The 12,732-nt window shown below is 69.1% G+C and carries 12 protein-coding genes; 4 read left to right on the plus strand and 8 right to left on the minus strand.

What is annotated here, in order from left to right; translation table 11 throughout:
• Positions 1-63: 63 nt before the first annotated feature.
• Positions 64-1,062 (minus strand): alpha/beta hydrolase, encoded by a 999-nt coding sequence (locus tag W7U_RS09190; RefSeq protein ID WP_170320595.1) that lies wholly within the window; start codon positions 1,060-1,062, stop codon positions 64-66.
• Between the two features lie 252 nt (positions 1,063-1,314).
• Here W7U_RS09190 and W7U_RS09195 point away from each other — a divergent pair, with 252 nt between their 5' ends.
• Complete coding sequence (locus W7U_RS09195; protein ID WP_008257206.1) at positions 1,315-2,160, plus strand: SDR family oxidoreductase; 846 nt, start codon at positions 1,315-1,317, stop codon at positions 2,158-2,160.
• Between the two features lie 26 nt (positions 2,161-2,186).
• On the opposite strand, the gene W7U_RS09200 is transcribed toward W7U_RS09195, so the two are convergent.
• Positions 2,187-4,433 carry a molybdopterin-dependent oxidoreductase gene (locus tag W7U_RS09200; protein WP_036428919.1) on the minus strand — a complete coding sequence of 749 codons (2,247 nt, stop codon included), beginning with the start codon at positions 4,431-4,433 and terminating at the stop codon, positions 2,187-2,189.
• A gap of 91 nt (positions 4,434-4,524) precedes the next feature.
• Complete coding sequence (locus W7U_RS09205) at positions 4,525-4,758, minus strand: CsbD family protein (RefSeq protein WP_008257209.1); 234 nt, start codon at positions 4,756-4,758, stop codon at positions 4,525-4,527.
• 270 nt (positions 4,759-5,028) lie between these two features.
• On the opposite strand from W7U_RS09205, the gene W7U_RS09210 reads away from it, so the two are divergent.
• The 3 genes from W7U_RS09210 (at position 5,029) to W7U_RS09220 (ending at position 8,017) form a co-directional block, all read left to right on the plus strand.
• Positions 5,029-5,487, plus strand: a complete 459-nt coding sequence (locus tag W7U_RS09210) for a nuclear transport factor 2 family protein (RefSeq protein ID WP_008257211.1) — start codon at positions 5,029-5,031, stop codon at positions 5,485-5,487.
• Between the two features lie 183 nt (positions 5,488-5,670).
• On the plus strand, positions 5,671-7,068 hold the full coding sequence (locus W7U_RS09215; protein ID WP_008257213.1) for a wax ester/triacylglycerol synthase family O-acyltransferase: 1,398 nt from the start codon (positions 5,671-5,673) through the stop codon (positions 7,066-7,068).
• Positions 7,069-7,129: 61 nt separating this feature from the next.
• Positions 7,130-8,017, plus strand: a complete 888-nt coding sequence (locus W7U_RS09220; protein WP_036428920.1) for an alpha/beta fold hydrolase — start codon at positions 7,130-7,132, stop codon at positions 8,015-8,017.
• Positions 8,018-8,030: 13 nt separating this feature from the next.
• Here W7U_RS09220 and W7U_RS09225 read toward each other — a convergent pair whose 3' ends face one another.
• Genes W7U_RS09225 through W7U_RS09245 form a run of 5 tightly spaced genes read right to left on the minus strand, consistent with a single transcriptional unit; the run spans position 8,031 to position 12,624 of the window.
• Positions 8,031-8,540, minus strand: coding sequence for a nuclear transport factor 2 family protein (locus W7U_RS09225; protein ID WP_008257219.1), 510 nt, complete (start codon positions 8,538-8,540; stop codon positions 8,031-8,033).
• A gap of 31 nt (positions 8,541-8,571) precedes the next feature.
• Positions 8,572-9,363, minus strand: a complete 792-nt coding sequence (locus W7U_RS09230) for an SDR family NAD(P)-dependent oxidoreductase (protein WP_008257220.1) — start codon at positions 9,361-9,363, stop codon at positions 8,572-8,574.
• 8 nt (positions 9,364-9,371) lie between these two features.
• Entirely contained in the window at positions 9,372-10,217 is an 846-nt protein-coding gene (locus W7U_RS09235) for a mycofactocin-coupled SDR family oxidoreductase (protein ID WP_008257225.1), read from the minus strand.
• Entirely contained in the window at positions 10,214-11,017 is an 804-nt protein-coding gene (locus W7U_RS09240) for a mycofactocin-coupled SDR family oxidoreductase (RefSeq protein ID WP_008257226.1), read from the minus strand. Before W7U_RS09240 ends, W7U_RS09235 begins: the two co-directional genes overlap by 4 nt.
• The gene (locus tag W7U_RS09245; protein ID WP_008257229.1) at positions 11,014-12,624 is read right to left on the minus strand and encodes an NAD(P)/FAD-dependent oxidoreductase; all 1,611 of its coding nucleotides are present in this window, start codon (positions 12,622-12,624) and stop codon (positions 11,014-11,016) included. Before W7U_RS09245 ends, W7U_RS09240 begins: the two co-directional genes overlap by 4 nt.
• Positions 12,625-12,732: the final 108 nt, after the last annotated feature.

Genomic DNA, 12,732 nt, shown 5'->3' on the forward strand with positions numbered 1-12,732 from the left:
GGCGCAACGGGATACGGCCGCCGGCCGTCGAATCAGCCTGCGGCACAATTACTTTCGTCGGCTTCAACCGGCCGCGGCGGCGCTGCGCAGGCGGCGCACGTTCCGGACCTTACTCCGGACCGCGTCCCCGGCGGGGGTGACGTCCTTGACGAAATCGCCGAGGTATTTGATGGCGCGCCTGCCCTCCGGCAAGATGTCGGCGGCCAACGGGAAGTCGTGGATCTGCCCGTCCCACAGGTGCAGATCGCATCGGACCCCGCTGGCTTCCAGGCGCTTCGCCATCAGTTCCGCGTCGGCGAGCAACAATTCGTCCGAGCTCGCGTGAATGGTCACCGGCGGCAACGACGACAGGTCGGCATCCACGGGCGAGGCGACCGTGGACTCGCCCCGGCCCTCCACCGCCCGGGCGTCGCCGAGGTACTTAGCGAACCGCGAGAACGCGCTGCGGGTGAACATCGAGCACTTGCGGGCGTTGCGGTGCTTGAGTTTTCGTGCCGGGTCCGTGTCCGTGAACGGCGAGATGGTCGCGACCCCGGCCGGCTCCATGATGTCCTCGCCAATCGCCGACAGCGTGGTCATGAACGCCAGGTATCCGCCGGCCGAGTCGCCGGCCACGACGATCCGGTCGCCGTCGTAGCCGCGGTCCTGCAGCCATCGCAGGCCGCTGATGCCATCGTCGATGGCGTCGGTGATCTGATGTGCGGGCAACTTCCGGTAGGCGACGGCGAGCACGGCGGCGTCGGCCTCCTTGGACAGGCGGGTCACCATCGAGCGGTGCGTGTTGAGGCCGCAGGTGAGGAACGCGCCGCCGTGCAGGTACAGGATCGCCCGGTCCCCCGAGACGCCGGGAGCGCGAACCCACTCCGCGGCGCAGTGCTCGAGACGCACCGGTTCGGTGTTCGCCGCGGAGCCCAGACGGGGAAACATCCCGGCAAAACTGTCGACGTACTCCAGCGGCCAGTGCAGGTTGGGCGTCATGGCCCAGGCGCGGACCGCGTTCTTCACGATGAGCCGGCTGGCGAGCGAGACGGCGACCGACTGGGGGCTATGCCGATGGTGCATGCGCCGCGTCGTCGCCACGCTCGGCAGTATGCGGGTCGGATCGATTGTGCTCACTGTGTCATCAACTCCTAAGTGGACACCGGGTACCCGGCATACCGGTCGATCCAGCGCTCAGCAAACGTCGCGTAGGTCACTGTTTGCCATCGGCAGAGATGGGTACCACCCGTTGATCGTCGATCGCCGCCGTCGCGCGCCCAGAATGGGTCCGGACCGGCTGTGGCCGGGGCCGCCGCGTGGCCCAAGATACGAGCGATGACACACGCAGAGCATCCGGGCCCGTTGCTGGCCGACCGGGTCGCGGTCGTGACCGGCGGCGGGGGCGGCATCGGCGCGGCCACCGCGCGGCTTTTCGCACGCCACGGCGCGCACGTCGTGATCGCCGATATCGACGGCGAGCTGGGGGGCGCGACCGCCGACGCGATCACGGCGGCCGGCGGATCCGCGCGGGCGGTCGTCACCGACGTCCGGGCGCCGGACCAGGTCACCGGCCTGGCCCGGACGGTGCTCGACGCGCACGGGCGCGTCGACGTGCTAGTCAACAACGTGGGCCACTGGCTGCGCCACCCCGGAAACTTCGTCGACACCGACCCGCGGCTCTGGGATGAGCTCTACCGGATCAACCTCCACCACGCCTTCCTGCTCACCCGGGCGTTCCTGCCCGCCATGGTGGACCGGCACGCCGGTGCGATCGTGAACGTCTCGTCGGTCGAGGGGCTGCGCGGCTACCCGGAGGATCCGGTGTATGCCGCGTTCAAGACGGGGCTGATCGGCTTCACCCGCAGCCTCGCCGTGCAGGTGGGCAACCACGGCGTGCGGGTCAACGCGATCGCCCCCGACGTCACCGAGTCCCTTCAAGTGCCCTACTCACAGTGGCTGTCGCCCGAGGAGCACACCCAATGGCCGCGGTGGGTGCCGGTCGGGCGGATGGGCCGGCCCGAGGATCAGGCCCGTGTGATCCTTTTTCTGGCCTCGGACCTGTCGTCGTTCGTCACGGGCCACACCATCGCGACCGATGGCGGAACGGGCGCGGCCGGCGGATGGTTCCGCTCGTCACGCCGGCCGGGCCGCGGGTGGACGAATCGGCCGGTCGACCCCTGAGACTCCTTGGCAAACCGCCGGCTTCCTCAAAGCGCTTGCGCGGGACGGAATCTGGCTTGATCGTCGATGATCGTCACCGGGATGCCGTTGAGCACCCCGTTGCCGGACGGCTGGTCGACGAACGTCGGCGGGGACAGCACGTTGGTGTTCGCGCCCGGTGAGCCGTTGGCCACCGTCATGCGGGTGCCCGGCTTGCCGTGTCCCCAGCCGTGGGGCATCGAGACCACGCCCGGCTTGATGGCGTCGGTGATCTCCACGGGAACCCTGATCTCGCCGGCCTGCGATTTCACCGTCACGATGTCGTTGTCGGCGACGCCGCACCGGGCCGCATCGTCGGGGTGGATCAGCAACGTGCACCGGTCCTTTCCCTTCATCAGCGCGGGCACGTTGTGCAGCCAGGTGTTGTTCGAGCGCAGGTGCCGGCGGCTCACCAGGACCAGCGGTTCGGCGGGGCGCTCCATGCGCGCGGCCAGCCGGGGCAGGTCGTCGAGCAGGTACTGCGGTGCGAGCCGGATCTTCTTGTCGGCGGTGCCGAGGATGTCGGGCAGCTGGGGGACCATGGGCCCGAAGTCGATTCCGTTCGGGTTGGCCTTGAGCGTGTCCAGCGTGAGCCCGCCCGGGTTCTTGCCGTACTGGTCGCCGAAGGGCCCGGTACGCAGGGTGAGGTCGAGCATCCGCTCCGGCCCGCCGTGCTCGTAGTACTTGCGGATCTCCGCGCCGTCGAGCCCGCGGGTGAAGGCCAGGTAATCGAAGAAGCCGTCGTCGATCGCCGCAACGTCGACGTCCTCGGCGGGCGTGCCGGTGCACAGTCCGGTCAGCCGGATCAGGATCTCCCATTCGTGCGGGCGATCGCCCGGATCGAACACGGGCGCCGAGTAATTCGCGATGCTGTGAATCGCGAAGAGCAGGATCAGATCGTCGTGATGCGGCTGCTCCAGCGGCGACAGTCCGGGCAGGATCACATCAGCGTGCCGCGTGGTCTCGTTGAGCCAAAGGTCAACGGAGATCATCGCCTCCAGCATCGGCAGCACTTCGTCGAGCTTGTCGCCGCCGGGGGTGGACAGCACCGGGTTGCCCGCGACCGTGATGAGCGCCTTGAGTTGGCCGTCGCCCGGGGTGGCGATCTCTTCGGCCATGCACGACACCGGCGCCTGGCCGAGAACTTCCTTGGCGCCGCGCACGCGGGTGTGCCAGCGGCCGAATTCCGGTGCGCCGCCCTCCAATCCGGGCAGGGGCTGCGTGGTGATCGACCAGGCGGCCGGCCTGGGGAACATGGCGCCGCCGGGGGTGTCGAAATGACCGGTCAGGATGTTGACCACGTCGACGAGCCAGCTGGCGAGGCTGCCGAATTCCTGGTTGCACAACCCGATTCGTCCGTAGACCACCGATTTGTCGGTGCCGGCGAGTTCGCGGGCCAGCCGGCGGATCCGGTCTTCGCCGATGCCGGTGACGGCGCCGACGCGTTCCGGTGGCCAGTCCGCGACGGCCCGCCGCAGGGTGTCCAGCCCATCGAGGTGGCCGGCGAGGTGCGGACAGGGACGGGCGAGGCCTTCGGCGAAGAGGGTGTGCGCGACCGCCAGCAACAGCGCCGCGTCGGTCCCGGGCACGATGGGAAGCCACTCGTCGGCGCGCGCGGCGGTCGGGGTGCGCACCGGGTCGATCACGATGACCTTGCCGCGCTTGCGGATCGCGTCGATCAGGCCCATCACGTTGGGCGCTGCCAGCAGTGAGCCCTGCGACGCGGCGGGATTGGCGCCCATGATGACCAGCAGGTCCGTGCGTTCGATGTCGGGCACCGGGAAGTTCCACCAGAGTCCGTACATCAGGTGCGAGGACAGGTTCTTCGGCCATTGGTCGACCGTGCCCGGCGAGTAGGTGATCGGCATCCCGGACATGCCCATCAACACGCCCGCGTAGCGGGCGAGCGAGAACGAGTGCGCCAGCGGGTTACCGGTGTAGGCGGTCACCGCGCCGATTCCGTATTTGTCGATCACCGGCGTCAGCAACTCGGTGCAGCGCCGGAACGCCGCGTCCCAGCTGACCTCCTGCCACTGACCGTCGACCTTGATCATCGGCTCGCGGATGCGGTCCGGGTCGTCGTGCAGGGCGGCCAGCGATGTGCCCTTGGGGCACAGGTGCCCGCGGCTCCAGACGTCGTCGCGGTTGCCCCTGATGCCGGTGACACGGCCGTCATCGACCTGAATTTCCAAGCCGCACATAGCTTCACACAACGGGCAGGTGCGCAGGTGCCTACCGTCTTCGCCGGGTTTCATCCACCCACTGTATTGCGCTACCGCCCGTAGCGGAAGTGGTGACAGCGGCGGTGGCCCGGACACCACGTGACCGGGCCACCGCCGGCTGTCGCTACTGTTCGGCCTTCTGGCGAGCTTCGTTGATATCGGCGGCCTTTCGGGCGCTTTCGGCCTCGGCCTCCTTCTGGGCGGCCTCGCGCTGCGCATCGGCCTTGTCCTGTTGGGCCTGGCCTTCGCGCATCAGGTCGTCGCGTCCGGCGACCGCCCCGGCGACTTCCTTCACCTTGCCCTTGACGCCCTCGACGACGCCTTCGATGGCTTCCTCGGGACCGCTCTTGTCCGACATACGTACTCCCCTCCTTGTCGAGCGTCTTGCTCAGCGTTTATTGCCCAGCCGGTCGGTTCCCAAAACCTTCGACGGGAGTCGCCTTCGCCACAGCGCCGACGCGTCGGGCGGTCGCCGCGCAAGGACCGCCGGCCGTTGTATCCAATTCCCTTGCGGTTCAGGGTGTTTGACAATGCCCGGCCGAGACGACGCCGGAATGTCCCGGCCGTATCGGTTACGCTGAGGCCCGATATCGCTGCACCCCGGTCAGCGGCGGGAGGAACCATAACAGTGGAAACGTGGGAACTGGTGGCCCGTGAGCAGATCCGAGACACCTTGGCGCGCTACAACTGGTCCGGCGACGCGGGCGCGCTCGACGGCCTCGCGGAGACGTTCTGTCCGGACGGCGTGCTCGAGATCCGCGGGTTCGACCCGCTGCGCGGGCGATCGGCGATCGCGGAATTCCTGGGCGGCGTCACCGGAAAGGTCGCCGTCGACGCCAACGTCACTGCCGACGTCACTGGCGGCGTCAAACCGATTGTGCGCCATAACGTCGCGAACGTGTTGTTCACCGAAGTGACACCGGGCGAGGCGCGCGTCAAGTCGTACTTCACCGTCGTCACCCACATCGGGCTCGACCATTGCGGCCGCTACCGGGACGTCCTGGTGCCCGAGGGTGGCGCCTGGCTGATCAAGCACCGGCAGGTGTCCACCGACTGGGCAGCGCCCGACTCGGCGATGGCCCGCTAGCCCTCGCAGAACGCGGTCCCGATCCGCGTCCGGCGCAATGTTTGCCGGAAGCCCCGCAGTGGCTATAGAAAGACCGTCACGCAACAAATCGCGGTCGCCCCGATCGTGGATCCCCCACGAGCGTTGGGATGACCGATGGTCATGTGACCAGCGGTCAGAGCCGCACACAGGAGACGAGCGGGTATGCAGCGACTCAGTGGGCTAGACGCGTTCTTTCTGTACCTCGAATCACCGACTCAGCCGCTGAACGTTTGCTGCGTCCTGGAGCTCGACCCCGCGGCCATGCCCGGCGGCTACGATTTCGCGCGCTTTCGTGAGGCGCTCGCGGAGCGGGTGGACGCCGTCCCGGAATTCCGTCTGAAGCTGGCCGATAACCAACTGAACTTCGACCATCCGGTCTGGGTGGACGACGACCGGTTCGATCTGGGACGCCACCTGCACCGGGTCGCGCTGCCCTCGCCGGGCGGGCGCGAAGAACTGGCGGAAATCTGCGGTCACGTCGCCGGCCTGGCGCTCGATCGCGATCGTCCGCTGTGGGAAATGTGGGTGATCGAAGGGCTGCGTGGCGGGGACGCGCTGTCCGTCGTCCTCAAGGCCCACCACGCGGTGGTCGACGGTGTGGGCGGAGCCAACCTGCTCGCGCAATTGTGCGGCCCCACCCCCGACGGCCCGCCGCCGCCGGAACCGGCCGCCCGCGCCGGCGCGGCGAACCCATTGCAGATCGCCGCCGGCGGTCTGATCGGGGCGGCGTTGCGACCGTGGCGCCTGGCGCGGGTGGTGCCTGCCACGGCACTGACGCTGGCGCAAACGGTCCTGCGCGCCCGCGGCGGCGGCCACACGATGGCGGCCCCGTTCGCGGCGCCGCCCACGGCGTTCAACGGCCGCTTCACCCGACGCCGCAACATCGCCCTGGCGAGCGTGGACCTCGAGGACGTCAAGACCGTCAAACAGCGGTTCGGGGTGACCGTCAACGACGTGGTGACGGCGATGTGCGCGGGGGCGCTGCGGCAGTACCTTCTGGACCGCGACGCCCTGCCGGACATTCCGATGGTCGCCAGCGTGCCGGTGTCCGTCCGCGGCAAGTCATCTCGACCGGGCCGCAATCAGATGACCTGGATGCTCTGCCGGCTGGAAACCCACATCGCCGACCCCGCCGAACGCCTCACCCGCATCGCCGGCGGGAACGCCGCGGCCAAGGACCACGCCGCCGCGATGGGGCCGACCCTGCTGCAGGACTGGACGCAAGTGGCCGGGCAGACCATGTTCGGCGCCGCGATGAAGCTGCTGCCCCGCATACCGCTGCCCGAGAAGCCGCCGCACAACCTGGTGATGTCGAACGTGGCCGGGCCGCGAGACCAGCTCTACTTCTTGGGTTGCCGGCTCGACGCGATGTACCCGCTCGGTCCGATCATCGCCGGCGCCGGGCTCAACATCACCGTGATGTCGCTGGGCCGCCGTCTCGGCGTCGGCATCATTTCCTGCCCCGACCTCGTGGCCGACCTCTGGGACCTGGCCGACGCCTTCCCCGTCGCCCTCAAAGAGCTGATGAATGCGAGCGCGCCGGTCCGCGGCCGAACCTGACCGCCGCCCGTTCAGCGGAACCCCATCCCCCTCGGCGCCGCGGCATGGCAGGGTGACACCCGTGGCAGACACTTCTCGACAGCCTCTCGCAGAGCAAGACCTGCGTGAAATCGGCACGGAAAAAGGCGCTTTGCGCTACTACGACACTGGGGACGGCGGGGCCCCCGATTCCGCACCGGTGCTGCTGTTCCTGCACGGGTCCGGGCCCGGGGTCACCGGGTGGCGCAACTTCCGCGGGGTGCTGCCGGCCTTCGCCGAGCGATTCCGCTGCCTGATCCTCGAATTCCCCGGGTTCGGGGTCAGCGACGACTTCGGCGGACACCCGATGGTCACCGCGTTCGGCACCGTCGCGCCCTTGCTGGACGCGCTCGGCGTCGCCAAGGTGCACATCGTGGGCAACTCGATGGGCGGCGGTGTGGGCATCAACTTCGCCACCCACAATCCCGAGCGCGTCGGTCGGCTGGTGACCATCGGCGGGATCGGCACCAACATCTTCAGCCCCAGCCCCAGCGAGGGCATCCGGCTGCTGCAGGAATTCGTCGAGGACCCGACGCGCCAGCGCCTGGTCGACTGGCTCAAGTCGATGGTCTACGACCAGGGGCTGGTCACCGAGCAGCTGATCGAGGAGCGCTGGCAGCTGGCCACCGACCCCGACACCCTGGCCGCGGCGCGGCGCATGTACGGCAAGGCGGCGTTCGCCGGGATGAACGCCGCGCTGGCCGCCTCCGACCGGCCGCTGCCGTGGGCGACCATGCACAAGCTCACCGCGCCCACCCTGCTGACCTGGGGACGCGACGACCGGGTGAGCCCGCCCGACATGGCCCTGATCCCGATGCGCACGATTCCCAACGCGGAGCTGCACATCTTCCCGAACTCGGGGCACTGGGCGATGATCGAGGCCAAGGAGGCGTTCGAAAGCGCTGTGCTGGCGTTCCTTTCGCGCGGCTAGCGCGGGAGCGTCCTCAATCCACGTCTCCCCCGGCGCCCAATGTCGGTGCCGGCGCACCCGCCAGGCCCGCGGTGAGCAAGGCGTGGGCCCCGGGATCGCCATCGAGGACGCGGCTCGTACGCTTGGTGATCCGCCAACGGTTCTCGATGCGCCGCAACTCGAAATGGTTTGCCGTGCAGCGCCATACGCGATAGCTCTCGCCGTCACGCACGAGAACCAGCGATTCGCTGACCGCCACCGCCGAATCCCCCGTGACCGTCACGACCGCCGGGCCGACGAAGTGGCAGCAACCACCACCCACCAGCTTCTGATGGGAGGCCGAGCTGACCATGGCGCGCACGTCGGCCCGGCTGTGCATCTGCCAACCCTCGACGTCGTAGCCGCCATCGGTCGCCCAGAGCCGCGCCGCGGCGTCGGCGTCCCCCGCGTCCACCGCCGGACCGTAGGACGCGATCAATCGGGCGATATCGCGTTCGTCCTCGAGTCGGCACAGCCGCGTCAACAGTTCGTCGGCGTCGATCACCGCTGATCTCCTTCCAGTTTCACCGAGCGCATCATTTCTGGCCCAGGAGTTCCTGCACGGCTCTGTGCGCGCCCAACACGATCGCGGCGCGGTCCGGCCCGCTGCCCCGGTGCACCGCGGCCGCGTTGCCGCCCGCGATGAACACCGGGCCGTTGCCCAGGTTCTCCAACCCTTCGCGGGCCACGTCGGCCGGTTCGGACACCGACAGCCCCGGCACGTCGAAGTTCAGGCCGGCCCGGGCCATGGCCGGCGTGCGGGTCACGCCCAGCACCAGTTCCAGCACGTCGACGCCGTGCTCGCGCAGCTCCAGCCACAGGCTCTCGGCGAAGAGGCGGCTGAAGGCCTTCACGCCGGTGTAGACCGATTGGCGCATCGAACCGTGGGTCGCCGCCATCGAGCCGACCACCAAAATGCCGCCCCGGCCGCGGGACCGCATCGGCCGCGCAAAGTGCTGCACGAGTTGCAGCATCCGCGTCACGTTGAGGTCGATCACCCGGCCGAAGTCGCTGAGCTCGGCGTCCAAAAACGGCTCGCTGCAGGTGTTGGCGCCGGCGTTGTAGATCAACAGGCCGACCTCGATGTCCGCGGTCTGCGCGGTAATTCGCGCGACCGCGCCGGGGTCCAGCAGGTCTATGGCCAACGTGCGCACCTGTGCGCCGATCTCGCGGCACTGCCGCGCCGTGTCCTCCAGCGGTCCCGGCTTGCGAGCGATCAGCACCAGATCGAACCCGTCACCGGCCAATTGCTGTGCGAACTCGGCGCCCACCCCTTCCGAGCCGCCGGCGATCACCGCCCACGGCCCGTACTTCGCGATGTCGGTCACGGATCCTCCTATCTCTGGGTGGCGCCCGCGTCGACGGGCAAGGTGATCGCGGTGATGTAGCGCGCCTCATCGGAGGCGAGGAACAGCGCGGCGTTGGCGACGTCGACGGGGTCGATCCACGGCACCGCGAGCATGTTCATCGAACGCGCGGCGTCGGCGAATTCGGCGCGCGTGGGCGGGCGGTCCAGGTCCGGGCGAAAGGCGCTGCTGACGACGTCGTTCTGGATCATTGGTGTGTCGACGTTGGTCGGGTTGACGCAGTTGACCCGGACATGGTGCGGCGCAAGCTCGTTGGCCAACGAGCGCATCAAGCCGACCACGCCGTGTTTGGCGGCCGTGTAGTGCGCGACGCCGACCAGGCCGCGCAGCCCGGCGATCGAGCTAGTCAGGATCACCGATCCGGCGCCGCGCGCGATGAGGTGGGGCGCGCCGGCGCGGCAGGTGTGCCAGACCCCGGTGAGGTTGACGTCCAGCATGGTGCGCCAGGCGTTTTCGTCCAGCTCGACCGCCATGCCGCGCGACGTGATTCCCGCGGTCGCGCACACCACGTCCAATCCGCCGAACCGTGCGGCGCCGCGGTCGGTGGCGGCCTGCATGCCGGCGAGGTCGCGCACGTCGACGATCTCGGTGTGCACCCGGCCGCCGGCCTCGCGGGCCAGCGATGCGGTGGTGTCGAGGTCGTCCGGCGTGCTGTGCGGCACGAGCACCGTGTCGATCGGGCCGCACACGTCCAACGCCACGATGTCGGCGCCCTCCTGGGCGAAGCGCACCGCCTGCGCGCGACCGATCCCCCGCGCCGCGCCGGTGATCAGGGCGACCTTGCCTTCGAGTCGCCCGCCGCGCGCCGCCCTCATGTCGTCTTCTGGGTCAGACCGGCGTCGACGACGAGCTGGGTGCCGGTGATGTAGCGGGCCTCATCCGAGGCCAGGAACAGCACGGCGTTGGCGATGTCGACGGGCTCGACCCACGGCACCGGAAGCAGGTTGCGGGCCCGCAGCACGTCGGCGGCGTCGGCCTCCGTCGGGTTTTCCAGGTCCGGTCGCAGCCGCCGAAAAGTGGCCTCGTTGAGCACCATTGGGGTCGCGACGGGGCCTGGGTGCACGGTGTTGACCCGAATGCCGCGGGGCCCGAGCTCGTTGGCCAGCGTGCGAGCCAACCCCACCACTGCATGCTTGCTGGCGGTGTAGTGGGCGGTGTTGGGCAGGCCGCGAAGGCCGCTGGTGGAGCTGATGATGACGACGGAGCCGCCGTCACCACCGATATGCGGCACCCCGGCCCTGACGGTGTGCCAGACGCCGGTGAGGTTGATGTCCAGTGTGCGCCGCCACACCAGTGGGTCCAGTTCCCACGACGGCGCGCCCGGCAGGTGGACGCCGGCGTTGGCGACGATGGTGTCGAGGCGGCCCAGCTCGGCGACGCCGGCATCGATGGCGGCGGTGACGGCCCCGAGGTCGGTGACGTCGGCCAGCCCGGTCACGCAGCGCCGACCGCGATCGGCGACTTTCTCTGCGGTGTCGGCCAACTCGTCGGCCACGGCCGGGGCGTCGAGCGCGATCACGTCGGCGCCCTCGTCGGCGAACCGCTGGCAATGCACCCGGCCGGTTCCCTTGGCGGCGCCGGTGACGACGACGACCGTGTCCCGTAGACCCGTCATCGTTCGATGAGATCGAAGCCGCGGTAGCCGGCGTCGGCGACCTCGGCGCAGATGTCGTTATAGGTCGCGAAGCCCCCGACGAACAGCATGAAACCCCGGGGCTTTCCCGGCACGTTCGCGCCCATGTACCACGAGTTCGCCTTGGTGAACAGCGTCGTCTCGGCCCGACGGGCGCATTCGGCGCCCCAGCCGTCCACGCTGTCGACGCCTGCTTCGATCGCGGCGTAACCGTGCTCGTCCAGGAACGCGATGGCGTCGGCGATCCAGTTCACCTGGGCTTCGGCGTGCAGCACCATGTTCGCCAGCACGGCGGGCGCTCCCGGGCCCGAGATCAGGAACAGGTTGGGGAAGCCGTCGACGCCCAGCCCCAAATAGGTGCGGGGTCCGTGCGCCCAGTCGTCGCGCATAGCGGTGCCGCGGCGCCCGACGATATCGATCCGGCCCAGCGCACCGGTCATCGCGTCGAAACCCGTTGCCAGCACGATCATGTCGACGTCGTAGTGGGCGTCGGTCGTGTTGATGCCGGTGGTGTCGACGGATTCGATGGGGGTGGCGCGGACGCTGATCAGCGACACGTTCGGGCGGTTGAAGGTCTGAAAATAGTTGCTGTCGGTGCAGATTCGCTTGGTGCCGATGGGGTGGTCGTTGGGGATCAGGAGGTCGGCGACGGCCGGATCGTCGATGACGGCCCGGACCTTCTCCTCGTAGAATCGGCGGGCCTCTTCGTTGGCCTCCAGATCGGTCATCTGGTCCGGGAAGGTCTTCGAGAACAGCACACCGCCGAGCTGCCAACGCTTTTCGAAGGCCGCTCGGCGCTCCTCGGGCGTGAACTGCATGGTGGGCTTCGGCGCGGTGATGTGGGGTGAGCCGCCGCCGCTGCGCCACGACAGCGCGCGTCGCTGGGCATATTCCGCCTTGATTTCGTCGAGCTCTTCGGCCGACAGCGGCCTGTTGCCCGCCGGCACGCTGTAGTTGGGTGTGCGCTGAAAGACGTAGAGGTGTGCGGCCCGCTCGGCGATGACCGGAATCGATTGAATGCCGGAGGATCCGGTGCCGATCACGGCCACCCGCTTGCCCGTGAAGTCGACGGGGTCGTGGGGCCATTGCGCGGTGTGGTAGATCTCGCCGGCGAAGGTGTCCAGGCCGTCGAAGTCCGGGGTCAGCGCGGCCGACAACGGACCGGTAGCCATGAGACAGAACCGCGCCGAGATCGTCTGGCCGGCATCGGTGGTGATCGTCCAGCGCAGCGTCGTCTCGTCGAGCGTCGCGGAGACCACGCGGGTGCGCAGCGCGATGTCGCGGCGCAGGTCGAGTTTGTCGGCGACCCAGTTCAGGTACGCCAGGATCTCGGCCTGTGTGGCGTAGCGTTCGGTCCAGTTCCATTCCTGCTGCAGTTCGTCGGAGAACGAGTAGCAGTAGTCGACGCTCTCGACGTCGCAGCGCGCGCCGGGATACCGGTTGTAGTACCAGGTCCCGCCGATCTCGGGCGCGGCTTCCAGGACTCGCACCGAAAGCCCCTGGCCGCGCAGCTTGTGCAGGGCGTACAGGCCGGCGAACCCCGCGCCGACCACGACCACATCGAGAGCCTGTTCGCCGGGATCGTTCACAACCAGTCACGGTAAGGCCTGCGGGATCGCGCACCGCTCCCCCTCCCGGTCACCGGACGCCGGGGGCGCATCTTCCCGGCCACCGGGCAGCTGGGTTCGCCCTGCCGT

The organism is Mycobacterium sp. H4Y, from assembly GCF_000364405.1.
In the GTDB taxonomy this organism is placed as follows: domain Bacteria; phylum Actinomycetota; class Actinomycetes; order Mycobacteriales; family Mycobacteriaceae; genus Mycobacterium; species Mycobacterium intracellulare.

Bases quoted from the DNA above. Each gene is read 5' to 3' on its own strand.
- W7U_RS09205 (WP_008257209.1), bottom strand. From the start codon at position 4,758: ATGTCGGACAAGAGCGGTCCCGAGGAAGCCATCGAAGGCGTCGTCGAG.
- W7U_RS09190 (WP_170320595.1), bottom strand. From the start codon at position 1,062: ATGCACCATCGGCATAGCCCCCAGTCGGTCGCCGTCTCGCTCGCCAGC.
- W7U_RS09200 (WP_036428919.1), bottom strand. From the start codon at position 4,433: ATGAAACCCGGCGAAGACGGTAGGCACCTGCGCACCTGCCCGTTGTGT.
- W7U_RS09240 (WP_008257226.1), bottom strand. From the start codon at position 11,017: ATGACGGGTCTACGGGACACGGTCGTCGTCGTCACCGGCGCCGCCAAG.
- W7U_RS09215 (WP_008257213.1), top strand. From the start codon at position 5,671: ATGCAGCGACTCAGTGGGCTAGACGCGTTCTTTCTGTACCTCGAATCA.
- W7U_RS09235 (WP_008257225.1), bottom strand. From the start codon at position 10,217: ATGAGGGCGGCGCGCGGCGGGCGACTCGAAGGCAAGGTCGCCCTGATC.
- W7U_RS09195 (WP_008257206.1), top strand. From the start codon at position 1,315: ATGACACACGCAGAGCATCCGGGCCCGTTGCTGGCCGACCGGGTCGCG.